Annotated in this window: 15 protein-coding genes and 1 tRNA gene; 8 read left to right on the plus strand and 8 right to left on the minus strand. The window is 62.1% G+C overall.

Features of this window, described 5'->3' with window-relative positions; genetic code table 11:
* Positions 1-55 precede the first annotated feature (55 nt).
* The 4 genes from pabB to folP are packed head-to-tail and all read left to right on the plus strand — an operon-like array spanning position 56 to position 4,153.
* The gene (gene pabB / locus QQL24_RS33675; protein WP_284316696.1) at positions 56-1,414 is read left to right on the plus strand and encodes an aminodeoxychorismate synthase component I; all 1,359 of its coding nucleotides are present in this window, start codon (positions 56-58) and stop codon (positions 1,412-1,414) included.
* Positions 1,411-1,977, plus strand: a complete 567-nt coding sequence (locus tag QQL24_RS33680) for an anthranilate synthase component II (RefSeq protein WP_284316697.1) — start codon at positions 1,411-1,413, stop codon at positions 1,975-1,977. Before pabB ends, QQL24_RS33680 begins: the two co-directional genes overlap by 4 nt.
* Positions 1,974-2,846: an aminotransferase class IV gene (locus tag QQL24_RS33685; protein ID WP_284316698.1), complete on the plus strand. Its 873-nt coding sequence runs from the start codon at positions 1,974-1,976 to the stop codon at positions 2,844-2,846. Before QQL24_RS33680 ends, QQL24_RS33685 begins: the two co-directional genes overlap by 4 nt.
* Positions 2,843-4,153, plus strand: coding sequence for a dihydropteroate synthase (folP, locus tag QQL24_RS33690; RefSeq protein ID WP_284316699.1), 1,311 nt, complete (start codon positions 2,843-2,845; stop codon positions 4,151-4,153). Before QQL24_RS33685 ends, folP begins: the two co-directional genes overlap by 4 nt.
* A 239-nt stretch (positions 4,154-4,392) precedes the next feature.
* Here the strand turns inward: folP and QQL24_RS33695 are convergent, their stop codons facing one another.
* Positions 4,393-5,142, minus strand: a complete 750-nt coding sequence (locus QQL24_RS33695) for a rhomboid family intramembrane serine protease (protein ID WP_284316700.1) — start codon at positions 5,140-5,142, stop codon at positions 4,393-4,395.
* Positions 5,143-5,343: 201 nt separating this feature from the next.
* Between QQL24_RS33695 and QQL24_RS33700 the strand changes: the two genes are divergently transcribed.
* The gene (locus QQL24_RS33700) at positions 5,344-5,931 is read left to right on the plus strand and encodes a PAS domain-containing protein (protein WP_284316701.1); all 588 of its coding nucleotides are present in this window, start codon (positions 5,344-5,346) and stop codon (positions 5,929-5,931) included.
* Between the two features lie 200 nt (positions 5,932-6,131).
* Here QQL24_RS33700 and QQL24_RS33705 read toward each other — a convergent pair whose 3' ends face one another.
* The 3 genes from QQL24_RS33705 to QQL24_RS33715 form a co-directional block, all read right to left on the minus strand.
* Entirely contained in the window at positions 6,132-6,491 is a 360-nt protein-coding gene (locus tag QQL24_RS33705; RefSeq protein WP_284316702.1) for a hypothetical protein, read from the minus strand.
* Positions 6,492-6,753: 262 nt separating this feature from the next.
* Positions 6,754-7,173, minus strand: coding sequence for a DUF1489 family protein (locus QQL24_RS33710; protein WP_284316703.1), 420 nt, complete (start codon positions 7,171-7,173; stop codon positions 6,754-6,756).
* Positions 7,170-7,811 (minus strand): glutathione S-transferase family protein, encoded by a 642-nt coding sequence (locus QQL24_RS33715; RefSeq protein ID WP_284316714.1) that lies wholly within the window; start codon positions 7,809-7,811, stop codon positions 7,170-7,172. Before QQL24_RS33715 ends, QQL24_RS33710 begins: the two co-directional genes overlap by 4 nt.
* 217 nt (positions 7,812-8,028) lie before the next feature.
* Between QQL24_RS33715 and QQL24_RS33720 the strand changes: the two genes are divergently transcribed.
* Positions 8,029-8,442, plus strand: a complete 414-nt coding sequence (locus QQL24_RS33720; protein WP_284316704.1) for a hypothetical protein — start codon at positions 8,029-8,031, stop codon at positions 8,440-8,442.
* Between the two features lie 259 nt (positions 8,443-8,701).
* Positions 8,702-8,965 (plus strand): DUF3253 domain-containing protein, encoded by a 264-nt coding sequence (locus QQL24_RS33725; RefSeq protein ID WP_284316705.1) that lies wholly within the window; start codon positions 8,702-8,704, stop codon positions 8,963-8,965.
* A 23-nt stretch (positions 8,966-8,988) separates the two neighbouring features.
* Here the strand turns inward: QQL24_RS33725 and QQL24_RS33730 are convergent, their stop codons facing one another.
* Entirely contained in the window at positions 8,989-9,744 is a 756-nt protein-coding gene (locus QQL24_RS33730) for a glycoside hydrolase family 25 protein (protein WP_284316706.1), read from the minus strand.
* A gap of 162 nt (positions 9,745-9,906) precedes the next feature.
* Here QQL24_RS33730 and QQL24_RS33735 point away from each other — a divergent pair, with 162 nt between their 5' ends.
* Positions 9,907-10,737, plus strand: coding sequence for a polysaccharide deacetylase family protein (locus tag QQL24_RS33735; protein WP_284316707.1), 831 nt, complete (start codon positions 9,907-9,909; stop codon positions 10,735-10,737).
* Positions 10,738-11,466: 729 nt separating this feature from the next.
* Here QQL24_RS33735 and QQL24_RS33740 read toward each other — a convergent pair.
* The 3 genes from QQL24_RS33740 to QQL24_RS33750 all read right to left on the minus strand — a co-directional run bounded on the left by QQL24_RS33740 (position 11,467) and on the right by QQL24_RS33750 (position 13,816).
* Complete coding sequence (locus tag QQL24_RS33740) at positions 11,467-12,888, minus strand: DUF1254 domain-containing protein (protein WP_284316708.1); 1,422 nt, start codon at positions 12,886-12,888, stop codon at positions 11,467-11,469.
* A 230-nt stretch (positions 12,889-13,118) separates the two neighbouring features.
* Positions 13,119-13,403: a hypothetical protein gene (locus QQL24_RS33745; RefSeq protein ID WP_284316709.1), complete on the minus strand. Its 285-nt coding sequence runs from the start codon at positions 13,401-13,403 to the stop codon at positions 13,119-13,121.
* 328 nt (positions 13,404-13,731) lie between these two features.
* Positions 13,732-13,816: transfer RNA gene (locus tag QQL24_RS33750), tRNA-Leu, on the minus strand.
* Positions 13,817-14,078: the final 262 nt, after the last annotated feature.

The following is a 14,078-nucleotide window of genomic DNA, read 5'->3' on the forward strand; positions in this document are numbered from 1 at the left end:
CATAACACGAGCTGGCTGGTCCCTTGGAGGGCGAAGCCGGAAGTGCTGGCCTATCATGATCGTGCTCGAGATACCCTGGATCGATCCCGTTGAAGCCGCCGCTGCATTGGCGGAACAGCCACGCCTCGCTCTGCTCGACAGTGCCATGGCGCATGAGAGCCTGGGGCGCTGGTCCTACCTCGCCGCCTCACCCTTTGGCCGTTTCACCGTGGTCAACGGTGCTGCCTACTGGAACGAGGAGGCGCTTGCGGAAGGGCCTATGGCAGCTCTGCGCACCATCCTCGCCCGCCACGCCCGCCCTTCTGTCCCCGGTGGGCCACCCTTCACCGGCGGGGCCATCGGCTCGATCGCCTATGAGGCGGGCCATCTGTTCGAAGCCTTCGGTCCGAGCGTTCCGCTGTCTGCAAGCGACACGACGCAGATCGACCTGCCCTTCTATGACCGTCTGTTTGCCTTCGACATGATCGAACAGCGTGCCTTCGCCATCGCGCCGGATGAGGCCAGCGGCCAGGCGCTCTATCGCCAGTTGGAAGGTACGCCGCGGCATAGACCAGCCCCGGCGGGCCTGGCCTGGCGCGACAGCCTCAGCCGCCCCGACTACGAGGCCGAGGTGGCCCGTGTCGTCGCCTATATCCGTGAGGGTGACATCTTCCAGGCCAACCTCTCCCATCGTTTCTCGGCCACACCCCGAGGCGGCGCCGACGCGCTCGCAACCTATCGCGCCCTCCGCCGTGCCAATCCCGCGCCATTCGCGGCGCTCCTGGTCGATGGCGAGCGCTTCATCGCCTCGACTTCGCCGGAACGCTTTTTGCGCCTCGACAAAGGCGAGGTGGAAGCGCGGCCGATCAAGGGCACCAAGCGCCGCAGCACTCACACCGCGCTCGATGCCACCATTGCCCAATCCCTCGTGCGGAGCGAGAAAGATCGGGCGGAAAACATTATGATCGTTGACCTTCTGCGCAATGATCTCTCGCGCGTTTGCGAAGCGGGCAGCGTCCAGGTGCCCGTGCTTTGCGGCATCGAGACCTACGCCTCTGTGCATCATCTCACCTCCGTGGTCACCGGGCGCCTGAAGGCGGGCCGCGACGTCACCGACCTGATCACCGCAACCTTCCCCGGCGGTTCCATCACCGGCGCGCCCAAGATCAGGGCCATGGAAATCATTGGTGAGTTGGAGCGCGAGCCGCGCGGCATCTATTGCGGCGCCATCGGCTGGATCGGCTTTGACGGAGCCGCCGATCTCAATATCGCCATCCGTACCCTGACCTTCGACGGCCGCGACCTCCATGTCCGCGCCGGCGGCGGCATCACGCTGCTTTCGGATCCGGCCGGTGAATATGAGGAGACCCTCGCAAAAGCCGAGCGCCTGCTCGGCGCCTTCGACGATCCCGCCCGCGAAGAGGCGGCGGCATGATCCTCATCGTCGACAATTACGACTCCTTCGTCTTCAACGTCTCGCGCTATTTCGAGGAAGCCGGCGCGGACTCGCTTGTGCTGCGCAACGATGCGGTGACGGTCGATGATGTCGAGCGGCTGGGAGCCAGGGCGCTGGTGTTCTCCCCAGGCCCGAAAACGCCACGGGATGCCGGTGCCTCGCTCGATCTGATCCGCACCTTCTCCGGCAAGCTGCCGATCCTCGGCATCTGCCTCGGCCATCAATGCATCGGCGAGGTCTTCGGCGGTCGCACCGCCCATGCCCGTACGCCGATGCATGGCCGCGCCTCGCGCATCGAGCACGAGGGCGGCGGCCTGTTCGGCGGCCTGCCGCGCCCCTTCGAGGCGGCGCGCTATCACTCGCTCATCGTCGAGCTCGACGATGGCGGCCCGCTTGAGGTCACCGCCCGCAGCGACGACGGCGAGATCATGGCCGTCAGCCACCGCCAGCACCCGACTTTCGGCGTGCAATTCCATCCGGAATCGATTTTAACGCCGCACGGTCACGACATCATTCGTGCGTTCCTGGATCGGGTTCCGTGAGTTTTCTCATTCATCGCCTGCATGCGCTGCCAGCAACCGAAGGCGCTGCGATCAGCGTGCTCGATCGTGGCTTCCAGCTCGGGGACGGCGTGTTCGACACCATGGTGAGCTTCGGCGGCCGTATCTTCCTGCGCGATCGCCATATCGAACGCCTCAGACGCCATGCCGAGATCATCGGCATCGGGACAGATTCGGTTCCTTTCGATGATATGATCGACCAGGTTCTCGCCGAGACAGGCAGCGAACATGCCATCATCCGCACCACGCTGACGCGTGGCCAGGCGCCGCGCGGATTGTGGCCGGGCGGCGCGGCGCAAGCGAGCTTGCTGGTCACGGCGCAGCCCTGGTCCCCGGCCTTGCTCGGCCAGCCTGCGCGGCTCTGCGAAGGGAGCATCCCGCGCAACCAGTATTCCCCGCTGTCGCGCATCAAGTCGCTGGCCTATCTCGACAACATCCTGGCCGCGCGCGAGGCAGCGGTTGCGAAGGTCGATGACGCCCTGATCCGAAATCTCGACGGCGCAGCCGTCTGCTCCACCATCGCCAATGTCTTCGCGGTGGTGGACGGCATGCTTGTCACGCCGCCACTCGAGGATGGCTGCCTTGATGGCATCATGCGCGCGCTCGTGCTGGAAGGGGCGACGGCCATGGGCCTGCATCAGGCCGAGCGCAGCCTCACGCCCATCCTGCTTGCCCGAGCCGACGAGCTCTTCCTCACCAATTCCGTCCGGGTGATCCGGCCGGTCACCGCCTTGGCCGAGCGCAGTCTCCCCACCTCGGCTGTGACGGCACAGGTCCTCACCTGTCTCCTGGCGCGCATCGAGCGCGAGACTTCCATACGGCTCGATCCCACCGCGGCTCCACTTCCATGAGTTCGTTGCCCATGATCTTCATCGCGCTTGGCGCCAACCTGCCCTCCCGCGAGGGTGCTCCGCGCGAAACCTTGCGCCGTGCCGTCTCGGCTCTTGCCTCGCATGGCCTCATTGTCGTTGCGCGCTCGCGCCTCTATCTCACCGAGCCGGTGCCGCGGTCGCGCCAGCCCTGGTATGCCAACCAGGTCATCGCCGTCGAGACCCAGCTTGCGCCGCATGAAGTGCTCGCCCTGCTGCTGAAAGTCGAACTGCTGTTCGGCCGTGAACGCAGCGAGCGCAATGCCTCCCGCACGCTCGACCTCGATCTCATCGCCTATGGCCAGGAGGTCATCGCGACATCGGATCTCATCGTGCCGCATCCGCGCATGCATGAACGCGCCTTCGTGCTGGCGCCCCTGGCCGACATCGCGCCGGACTGGCGCCATCCCATCACCGGCGAAACAGTACGCGCCATGCTTGCCGCAAGCGACCGCGCCAATGTGCGTGCGCTCAGGCCGGTGCCTCTCCTGATGGGCGTGGTGAATGTCACCCCGGATTCCTTCTCGGACGGTGGACGCTATGACGCGGCTGAGACTGCCATCGCCCACGCCCGCGCCCTGATGGATGACGGGGCCGACATCCTCGACATCGGCGGTGAATCCACGCGCCCGGGCTCCAAGCCCGTCGACGTGGAGACGGAATGGGCCCGCATCGGCCCGGTGGTCTCGGCCCTGGCGAAGGAGGCGCGCGAACGCTTCCGGCTGGTCTCGGTCGACACCCGCCATGCCAAGACCATGGCCCGCGCCCTGGCGGCCGGCGCCAGCATGATCAACGACATCACCGCCCTCGACGATCCAGCGAGCCGCGAAGTGCTGGCGGGCACCGACGTGCCCGTGATCCTCATGCATATGCAGGGCGATCCCCAGAGCATGCAGCTCAGCCCCTGCTATCAGGATGTGGTGAACGAGGTGCGCTCCGAACTCGACCGCAAATGCGAGCGGGCGATCAGGGCCGGCATTGCCGGCTCGCGTCTGTGGCTCGATCCCGGCCTCGGCTTCGGCAAGACGCTGGAGCACAATCTGGCACTGCTCGATGCGACGCCGCAGCTGCGCACGCTTGGCTACCCCGTGCTGATCGGCGCCTCGCGCAAGAGCTTCATCCGCGGTGTCGACCGCGAAGGGCCGGCCTCCGAGCGTCTCGGCGGCTCGGTGGCCGCCGCCATTTCCGCCGCCCAGCGTGGCGCCGATGCGGTGCGGGTGCATGACGTCGCCGAGACGCGTCAGGCGCTTGCGGTCTGGAGCGCGGTCGAGGGACAGGCAATGGCGTGAGGCTGGGAGCCTGGTCTGCGTGTCCGAGGCGCCAACTTCGCGGGGGAGCGCGACGCTCACCCTCCCCTTGATGGGGAGGGTCGGACCGAAGGTTCGGGGTGGGGTGACCTTCTTCGCAAATGGCGCAGCTTCGTTTCCAACTCCATTCTGGAAAGGTTGCGCTTTCCGCCCCACCCCGGCCTTTCAGGCCGACCCTCCCCATCAAGGGGAGGGTGAGGGCGCGGCGCTCGGCTCCCAGGTCACACCACCCGCCGCAACCTCGGCTGCTTGTCGAAGAAACGGAAAAGCAGCAACCCGGTCAGGAAGCCGCCGATATTCGCCGGCCAGGAGGCCACGCCCTGGGTCCCCGGCAGGATGTAGGGGCTGACGGCGTTCCAGGCGGTGATGAAGCCGAAGACCGCCAGCCAGATGCGCACATTCTGGTCGGCAAGCGCATCGCGCAGGGTCCAGGCAGGCTTGCGGAAGGCGGCGCCGCCAGCGACGCGGAAGGCGTTCATGGGCGAGCCGCCCTTGAACAGGAAATGGATGGAGGCGGCGAAAAGGCCGGCGAGGCCGCCGCCGGCGCCGACCAGCGCGGTCGGCCTGCCCCAATAGATCAGCAGGCAGGCGATCGAGCCGCCAATGACGCAGAGCGCGGTGAAGGCGAGGAAACGCCAGGTGCCGAAGCGCCAGGTCACCGCCGCACCCAGCACCAGCAACGCCGCACCATTGATCATAAGAGTGCCCGGATCGGACTGCAGGAAGAAAGTGGTCAGAAAACTTGTGACGCTGGTGACATAACCGCCCGGCAGGGTCCCCGCCACGCCGCTGCTGGGGTCGTAGCGCAGTGGGATGAAGGCGAGGGCAAGGTCGATCCAGTTCGCCCAGGCCGATGGCAATATTGCGCGCACAATATGGACGATCACCAGCAGACCCGTCAGCGCCACCGGCGCCAGCGGCACGTTGAAGGCAGCGGGTGGAGCGACTTTGTTGCGCGAATTCAAGGACAAGCGGGGCACTCCTCGGGCAACCGTTCAAGCATGGCAAACCGGCGCGCTTATGGCTAACATCGAATCAGCGCCATTAACCATTTGTTAACATTAATAATTCGTTTCCAAGCGGTAACCATCCTGCCCTCTGCCGCAGTTCCTGTCGCCGGTGCTATCGTCTGCCTGTCTCCCGCAAGACGGCGGGGCAATGGGCGGCTGACGATGAAGAATGCGGCAACACGCGATCTCTATGGCTATTGGGACAATTTGAGGGCCGGCCGGCCTGCGCCCGAGCGCGTCGATATCGATCCTGCCGCCATCCGCCGCGTCCTCGGCGACACCTTCATCGTGGAGATCGACAAGAACCACACCCTCCCCTTCCGCCTCGCGGGCACCCGCATGTGCGCCCTCCTGGGACAGGAACTAAGGGGCGCCTCGCTGCTCGATCGCTGGGCCGAGCGGGCGGTGCTGGAGGATGTGGTGATGGCGGTATCGGCCGACATGACGGCCCGCGTCATCTCGGTCAAGGCGGGCACCTTGCAGGGACACGAACTCGATCTGGAGCTGCTTCTGCTGCCACTGCATCACCGCGGCAAGGCGAACGCCCGTATTCTCGGCTGCCTGACGCCCAACGAGGCGCCCTATTGGATCGGCCTGCATCCGATCGCGCGGTTCGATATCGCAGGGATCGAGAAGGTATTGTACGGCCAGACGCTCCCGACGAAATCCGCCCGCTCAACCGCCCTGCCCGCCGGTGCCCGGCGCTACGGCCATCTGACGCTCGTCGATGGCGGCAAGGCGCATGCCTGATTGGTGCGCCTTATCTTCGGATTGAATCACCAAGAACCGCAAAATACTTTTGATTCCAATGGGCTAAGTTGGAAGTTCGCTCCTGCCTGAAAGCTCACATCCATAGCGTCTTGCGATTTCACGGAATCGGCAGGAATCGCAAAGACGCGTTAAAACAAGGAGTTAGAGCAAGGGGCGTTTACGTGTAAACGCGCTTTGCTCTAATGCATGCGGTGCGCGTTTTCGCGCAGGGAGCCGGCCCGGCTCTGGTACAGGAGATCGCCGCCCACTCCCTCATCGAACAGCCTGTCGCGAATGACCTGGTAGCGATCCAACTCGTGATGATAGTCGTCGGCCAGATCCTGCCAGTCCTCGGCATCCTCCAGACGGGAGGCAGCGAAGCGGTCCGCGGCAGCCGCCATATCGGCGTAGGCCAGGGCGACCGGCGAAGTCCGGAAGAGTTTGGTTTCGCTGAGGCAGACCTCGCCCGTGTCGAGATCACGAGCCTGGACGAGAAAGCCGTCAGACTGCACGATCACCTCGTAGCACCAGCCCTGCCCTTCCGTGGTTGCGATCAACATGGTGTCCTCCATCCACTCAACCTGCAGCCATGATGACAGAGTGGAGAATTTCCGAAGTGCTATCGTGCACACAACATGGTTAACGCATGGCAACCAATATCGGTCATGATGCCAGCCGATGAGTGCCATTTTGACGCAGGGGACGTGACCGCCTCGTGATTATCCGATGCAGGGGCTGCGAAGGGAGGCGCACCAAGCACGGAATGGCGGTCACCGATCGCCATTCTTGGAAGCGGCACGCTCGTGGTCGGGAACGTTGCCCTCAAACCAGGCCGATCACGCGCAATTGCCGCTGCAGTTCCATCGGCAACTCGGCATCGGGCGTGCCGGCGCCCGGCAGGTCTGGCGGTGCATCACTGGCGCTCAGATAGCGCCAACCCTGGAAAGGGCCGCGCGGGCGTGGGTCGACGGGCACCACGGTGGGATCGAGAACAATGTCGCAGCGGGAAATGCCGTCCTCGTCGCGATGGCCGCGCAGGTCGAGGATGCGCTGGCGGCAGGACACCACGCCCTTGATCACCCAATAGAGCGAACCGCCGTCAAGAATGGCCTCGCGGTTCTTCGGCATCATGCGGGTGGTGTGGATCTGTTCGCCGGCAAGACGCAGGCGCAGCGCGATCCACTCCTCCAGATCGGCGATCGATTCAGCGCCGACGCATAATTTGATCAGGTTGAGCGTCATCTTACGTCGTCGATATCCGCGATGATCTCGGCCTCATCGAGGGCGGCAGCCTCCCATTCGCGCCACATGGGTGTCGCCATCACCGCATCCATATAGGTGCGAACCGAGGCCGGCACCTTGATATCATAGGCGTGGAGGCGATTGACAACAGGCGCGAACATCGCATCGGCGTTGTTGAAGCGCGCCCCGAACAGGAAATCGCCGCCGGCCCCGAAGCGGGCGCGGCAATCGACGAAGAGATCGACCACGCGCTCGACGCTCGCCAGCGTCTCCGTGTCGAGGGCGATCGCCTGGGGCCTGCGCTTGATGTTCATCGGGCAGCTTTTGCGCAGGGGCACGAAGCCGGCATGCATTTCCGCGCCGATGGAACGGGCATGGGCGCGGGCCTCCCTGTCCTGCGGCCAGAGTTCGGGCGCGATCTCGGCGAAATATTCAAGGATGGCGATCGATTCATGCATGAGGATATCGCCGTCGATCAGGATCGGCACCTTGCCGGCCGCCGAGATTGTCTTAATGTTCGCCGAGGTCTGCGGCTGGCGCAGCCAGATGATCTGCTCCTCGAAGCCGATGCCGGCGGCCTTGGCGGCGAGCCATGGCCGCATGGACCAGGAGGAATAATTCTTGTTGGCGATGATCATCTTCAAGGCGGGCACTCCGGACAGAGTGCGGCACCATGCCCAGTTAACGCCTTGGGCGCAAACGAAGATTGAGGTCGTCAACACTCCTGTCCGGGGTCGGAACTAGAAAGCTCCCGCCGCGTTCATCCAGAGCGCTGCGCGAACAATTGGTTGCGCCCTTTCGGCAAAGACGTCATTGTTGACGTTACTGACTGTAAGGTACCAGGGAGTTATGACCGTGAAAAAGATGCTTCTGCTTGCCGGATTGCTGGCAGTTCCCCTAGCTGGATGTGCAGACAACGGCTATTATCCCAATCAGCCCTATTATCCCAATCAGCCCTATGATCCGTATTATACTGAGCCGAGTTATGCGGCGCCGATCTATTATGGCAATAGCTACTACTACCGATCGGGTTATCCCAGATATCGCTATGATCGCGATCGTTACGCCGGCCGTCCATGGCAGGGCAGGCCGAGACCGCCGGTGACCGGCCCCGGCCCCGTCGTTACGCCCGGCGCCGGCGCCGGCGTCACCCCGCACCCGCGCAGTGACTATTCCAGGCCTTTCGTCAACCGCGGTCCCGCCACGAGCGGCCCCCGCTATACTCCAGGTGTGAGGCGCGGCTGTCCACCGGGCACCAATGTGTGCTGAGCTGACATGATCGCTGGATGGCATGCGGCCCCGATCGCCCATGCTATCCAGCGCTCTTCAGGTGCCGTTCCCGGAGAGAGCAGATGCATAGCGGTCGTCGCGTAACCGGAGGCTGAGGAAAACCGACACCACCGCCATGGGAATGTTCAGGCCCCGCTATCTTTGCCGGCACATCCCTCTTGTGGGCGAATCACCTAGGGGACTGTAACGGTCGGGCCGGATGCAACGCGCCGCCATATCCGGCGTTCGGACGGGACTGATGGTCGACAAGGACACACTCGAACAGACGGCCTTGCGGCTGATCACGGCTCTGCCGGTGGGCAAGACATTGGCGCCAGCCGATATCGCGCAGGAGATCGCCGGCAAGGCGTCGGACCAGTGGGGACCGCTGATGCAGCCCTTGCGTCGCGTGGCCGTGCGCCTCGCCAAGGAGGGGCGTCTGGTGATCTACCGCAAGGGCCGGCCAGCCGATCCCGACGATTTCAAGGGCGTCTATCGGCTCGGCCCGGTGAGGATGGATTGAGGCGGCCATAAGCCGCCACGCCGTCAGTTCGAGGCGACGCTGCCCGTCGCTATGTTCTGCGCCAGGAAGTCCTGCCACTGCTTCTCGGAGCCGGCAAAGGCATTGCGGTCGACCTTGCCCCTCACCCCGGGCACGGAGCCCGTGGCAGTATACTGCCAGAAGGCCCAGGAGCGTTTGCCATAGCGCTGCTCCGGATGGCCCGAGACCGAACGCACCCAGAAGGGATAGTTCTCAAGCTCGCCCGTCAGGATCTGGCGATGGAAGTCGACCGTGGTGTAAATGATCGGCTTCTTGCCATAGAAGCGTTCCATCTCAGCCAGGAACTTCCCCATGTCGGCATGGATCTTGGCCGCGGGCGGACGCAGCTTGCAGGTCGGCGAAAGCTGGTTCCATTCCATGTCGAGGACTGGCGGCAAGGCATCCGCCGCCGGCGGCACGTGGGTCTTGAACCAGGCGATCTGGTCCTCAACCGGGCGGCAGAAATAATAGAAGTGATAAGCGCCGGTGGGGATGCCGGCCGCGCGAGCGCCGTTCCAATTGGCCTGGAACTGGTCGTCGACGCGATCGCCGCCCTCGGTGGCCTTCAGATAGGCGAAGCGCACGCCGCCCTGGGCAGCCGCCTGCCAGTCGATCGCGCCCTGATATTTGGACACATCGATGCCATGAACCGGGAACTCGTTCGGTCCCGGATATGCCTGTTCGACGGTCGAGCAGGCGCTGGCCAGCAGCACGCCCGCCACGATCAGACCAAAGCGGACGAGCCGCGAGAGCGATCTCATGGTTACAACCCAATATAAGAGCCGCTACAGGCGGCGTTCCACTACTGGAAATGTACGGTAGACACAGAAGCTTAACCGCTCCTCACTGTCGACAAAAATCTTTGGAGACTCACCGAAGAATCGCCGTTATCAGGCGAATCTTTCCCTCCCACGGTCCAGATGATGAAGTGCGTACTCCTTGCCGCGGCCCTGCTGTGTGCCTTTTCGACTGCTGCCCCGGCTGCCTGCGGCCCCGAAACGCTGGGCGTTTCGCGCGTCCTGCCGGTCGGTACGGTCGGCGGCGGTGAGGTCGGCCTGAAGACCTATCCGCAGACGCTTGCGCTCCAACCCGGCGAGGTCGTGCTCACCTTCGATGATGGTCCAAGCCCCGGCCATACCGAAAAAGTGCTGGATGCGCTGGCCGCCCAATGCGTGAAGGCGACCTTCTTCATGATCGGCAGCAATGCCGCCGGCGCCCCCGCCCTCGCCGCGCGCGTGGCGAGGGAAGGCCACACCATCGGCTATCACTCGATGACCCATCCCACCATGCGCGGCATGGCCTTCGAGAGAGCCCGGGCCGATATCGAGAATGGCTTCCAGGCCGTCGACAAGGCCGTCTTCGGCAAGGCCGGCGAGCGGCCGCGCCAGCCCTTCTTCCGCTTCCCCGGCTTTGCCGATACACCGCAGCTCGACGCCTGGCTGGCTTCGCTCGACGTCGTGATCTTCGGCGCCGACCAGTGGGCGAGCGACTGGGAGCCGGAAAGCCCCGACACCGAGCTGAAGCTGATCCTGGCGCGCCTGGAGAAGTCGAAGGGCGGCATCGTGCTGCTGCACGACATCCAGCCGCGTACCGTGGCGATGCTGCCGCAATTCCTGCAGGAGCTGAAAAAGCGCAGCTTTCGCATCGTGCAGATCGTACCTGGCCCAGGCCCGCTGGAGACCCAGCCGGCGCCTCCTGGATGGACGTCGGAAACCAACCGGATCATCGACAAGCAGCGCACCAGGCAGCACTGACGGGAATTGGGGGGTCTCCAGACCCGCCTGTTGGCTGGCCAGTCCCGAAAAAGAGCCGGGTCTGACGACCCGCGCCCCAAAAACAAAAGGCGACCCGTGGTACAGGATCGCCTTTCGGAGCGTCGCTCGAAGATGGTGCGGTCAAGAGGACTCGACTGTCGAGCCAATTCCTCTAACCCTTGCAAATCAGTATCTTAGGCTACGTCAACCAAGCACCTGTGTACCCACTTGGAGACGCATTCGCAAGGCCTTCCCATGTCTCCTCGAAGGCTTTTCCAGTGAGCTCGATAAGGAAGCCTTTGTGGAGAACGCCGCCCCGCCTGACATGCTTGAGACAGTAATGGTACAAGCGGGCGGAGGAGAGGCGGGGATGCATATCTACATTGATGAGAGTGGTTCATTCGCTGCAACTGAAGGTCGTTCGAGCGTATCGACCGTAGGCGCTCTCATTATTCCTGACGCGAATAGGGCCTAGCTCTAATCAAACCACTCGGCTGGTTGAGGTGCCGCGATGTTACCAGCGCCCGCATCATTGGCCCCTAACATCACCGGCCATAAAACTTAGCGCAAATATGTCAGAGGGTATGATGAAGGAGCACGGGTACAGCGACCCCGTGCCGCGCCTCGCCGGGCCCGCCCAAATGCGCGAGATGTGCAAAGCAAGTCTAACAACTCTCCCGCCCCACCACTTGTCAGAGCGTCCCGCCCCGGCACAGAGCAGCGCTGTGCTTATTTAACGAGCTGCACCACGGGGGGCTTCCATTTGCCGTCCATGGCAGCCTCTTTCGGCCAGTAGATACGCATCACAATGTACGCCGGTCCATTTGGCGCTGGCAGCCAGTTAGAGGCCCGATCGCTGGCAGGAGCATCTTTTTGAATGTAGATAGTAAGGGAGCCATCAGCATTCTTTTTCATCTCTGGAAGCATAGGCGAATTGACGAGATACCTGTTGATTGGATTGTCGATAAGTAGCTGCGTCTTCGCGTCGTACATCGTGACTGACCAGAACGCATTCGCGGGTGGCAACTGACCTGCTGGAAAAGTCAGCGTGTATTTGTTCGCGGATGTATCCGGAGCCTTCCTGTCGCTGGTCCTCGCCAAGATAGGATACAACGCCTCGACCGCATCGTTCCCATAAATCCCCGCCAATGCGGCAGCCGACCGAAGGGCGTAGTCGCCATTATAGGCGGCACGGTCTCCGAAGCCATGCATGGCCACGCGCCAACCATTCTCCTCGCTGCCTAGGTTCGCAATCTTCTCCTTGATCTTGCCCATTGCGCTTTTCATGCCGAGTTCGATTGCGGACTTTTGCGAAGGACTGAGGACGGTTGCGTCGAAAGGCTTCCCAGCCTCGATGCCAATCTTTGCAAAGCGGTCTCGCATTGGTATTTCAACTGAAGCGGGCCCCACAGGAGGGGCCAATCCGAGGACGAAGTTGAGGTAAGCAAATGGATCAGCTTTTGCCGTGTCCTTATCGATCTTTGGCCAGTCCATCGGCGGCGCTGCAGGGGGTGTTGGCTGGTTCAAGAAGGCCGACAAGGTTTCAGCGCGGTAGCCGGACTGTATCTTTTTGACGTTCTCAAGGTCCGACGAGTTGAACAGCTGAGTGCGGATAAGGGCGAACGCGAAATCCGTTCCGCTCTGGAAGACCTTATCAATACCATCGGGCTTCGTACCCTTCCACTCTGGACCGGTGATCATGGCGCATTTGGGATCGTTGCCGCTTGCCCGACTTCCCATATATCCGAAGTTGAAGGTGTAGAAATCAACGAGCTGCACCGAGAAATACCGCGATTTCTCAATTTGTGGATTACACACCACAAACGGTTCAGCGCGCAGGTCCATCGCGACGAAAGAATAGGGAGTATCACTGTTCGGTGTGACGATAGTTGTGTCCGCCGGGGTATAGACGCGCGCGGTGTTGTAAAGCTGGTTAGGCGGGGCTTTGAAAGCCGACCCTCCCTTGTTTACAAAATAGTCGTAGAACACTGCGTAGTTCATCACCAGCGGTAGGCCGTAGATCAAAGCTTCCTCGGATATCTTTCGGGTCTCTTTGGCTGAGGCTTGATCCTTGGCGAAGGACAGTTCGGTCGAAGTTAGTAGAGTAAGACTTAATATTACTGAACCAAATGCCCAAGCTTTTGAAGTCATTGTTGCCCTCGACCGGTTGGCGATGATTGACGGCCACTATTACTCCTGCCGGATCGTTTTCATAGAGGCATTCCAGAAGTTTGTGGGCTCGCTCGTACGATTGCTCGTCATCCACCGAACTGGTAGTTTTTGGGTATAACTCAGCGAGACGATTGGCTGAGACTCCTTCTGTGCCTCGACAGGGTTTACTCACGTATTTCGGTACGGCAGGTGAGAAGGCTCTTTTACCCTCATGAGACGCGTAAGTCCGGCGTGACCACTACCGATACGCCACCGTGATCATCATCGATGAAGTCAGCGTGACCCGACTGCGGCTTCACTGCCGACATGGCCGCCCGCAGCTGGACAGGTTCGAAAGCGCCGATGCGAGCGAGGTTCTGCCGTGCCACATCGAAATGCGGCGACGATTCAAAAATGGCAAGCTGGTCCCGGTAGTATTCACCGGCAAGTGCCGTTTGTTCCTTCGGCGTTAGATCGCGCGGACCGTTTGGCAGCGCGTGCCAATGTGCCTGCAAAGCTACATCTGTAATCGAGTAGCGGACTCTGGCTTCCTTGAGATCTAGCGTGCCGAGATCCGACTTTTACGAATTCACCGATGGTCACGGTTCGCAGCACGGGAGAATCGTCCTTCGATTCCCCTGTCGGTAGAATCACCGACTCGCCTCTGACACCATTTGCCAAGTTGGCCGGTGGTGCAGGTAGAAGAGATTTTTCTTCTTGTCTTTCCACGGAGAAGGCATTTTCATCCGCTGGTCCGCCTCATGTGTACGTCGTTTGTGCACGTAAGAGGCGAACCTAACTACCTGATATTGCTTATCTTGTTGACGAACAACAAGAAGAAAGTGGTGCGGTCAAGAGGACTCGAACCTCCACTGGTTGCCCAACTAGCACCTCAAGCTAGCGCGTCTACCAATTCCGCCATGACCGCGGGTGCTGCACGAGGCCGGCCCGAAGCGCGGTGCCCTTGTGAAGCGGCGCATCGTCTAACAGATCGATCACAGCGCAGCAAGGGCAATCGCCGATTTTCTTGCATTACCGGATGGCAAGGGGTGAAGCCGTTTATGGCCATCCCGTTCGTAACCTCTCTTTACCGATGGCTATGGTCATATCAAGAACATATATTGACATACGCACGATTCCATGTCCTACTCCCCCGTGGAATGAAGCGCAGCGCCGATCCGGGTCGGCCC

The sequence above is a fragment of the Labrys miyagiensis genome, assembly GCF_030160835.1.
In the GTDB taxonomy this organism is placed as follows: Bacteria; Pseudomonadota; Alphaproteobacteria; order Rhizobiales; family Labraceae; genus Labrys; species Labrys miyagiensis.

Bases quoted from the DNA above. Each gene is read 5' to 3' on its own strand.
- pabB (WP_284316696.1), top strand. From the start codon at position 56: ATGATCGTGCTCGAGATACCCTGGATCGATCCCGTTGAAGCCGCCGCT.
- QQL24_RS33680 (WP_284316697.1), top strand. From the start codon at position 1,411: ATGATCCTCATCGTCGACAATTACGACTCCTTCGTCTTCAACGTCTCG.
- folP (WP_284316699.1), top strand. From the start codon at position 2,843: ATGAGTTCGTTGCCCATGATCTTCATCGCGCTTGGCGCCAACCTGCCC.
- QQL24_RS33700 (WP_284316701.1), top strand. From the start codon at position 5,344: ATGAAGAATGCGGCAACACGCGATCTCTATGGCTATTGGGACAATTTG.
- QQL24_RS33705 (WP_284316702.1), bottom strand. From the start codon at position 6,491: ATGTTGATCGCAACCACGGAAGGGCAGGGCTGGTGCTACGAGGTGATC.
- QQL24_RS33710 (WP_284316703.1), bottom strand. From the start codon at position 7,173: ATGACGCTCAACCTGATCAAATTATGCGTCGGCGCTGAATCGATCGCC.
- QQL24_RS33715 (WP_284316714.1), bottom strand. From the start codon at position 7,811: ATGATCATCGCCAACAAGAATTATTCCTCCTGGTCCATGCGGCCATGG.
- QQL24_RS33725 (WP_284316705.1), top strand. From the start codon at position 8,702: ATGGTCGACAAGGACACACTCGAACAGACGGCCTTGCGGCTGATCACG.
- QQL24_RS33730 (WP_284316706.1), bottom strand. From the start codon at position 9,744: ATGAGATCGCTCTCGCGGCTCGTCCGCTTTGGTCTGATCGTGGCGGGC.
- QQL24_RS33735 (WP_284316707.1), top strand. From the start codon at position 9,907: ATGAAGTGCGTACTCCTTGCCGCGGCCCTGCTGTGTGCCTTTTCGACT.
- QQL24_RS33740 (WP_284316708.1), bottom strand. From the start codon at position 12,888: ATGACTTCAAAAGCTTGGGCATTTGGTTCAGTAATATTAAGTCTTACT.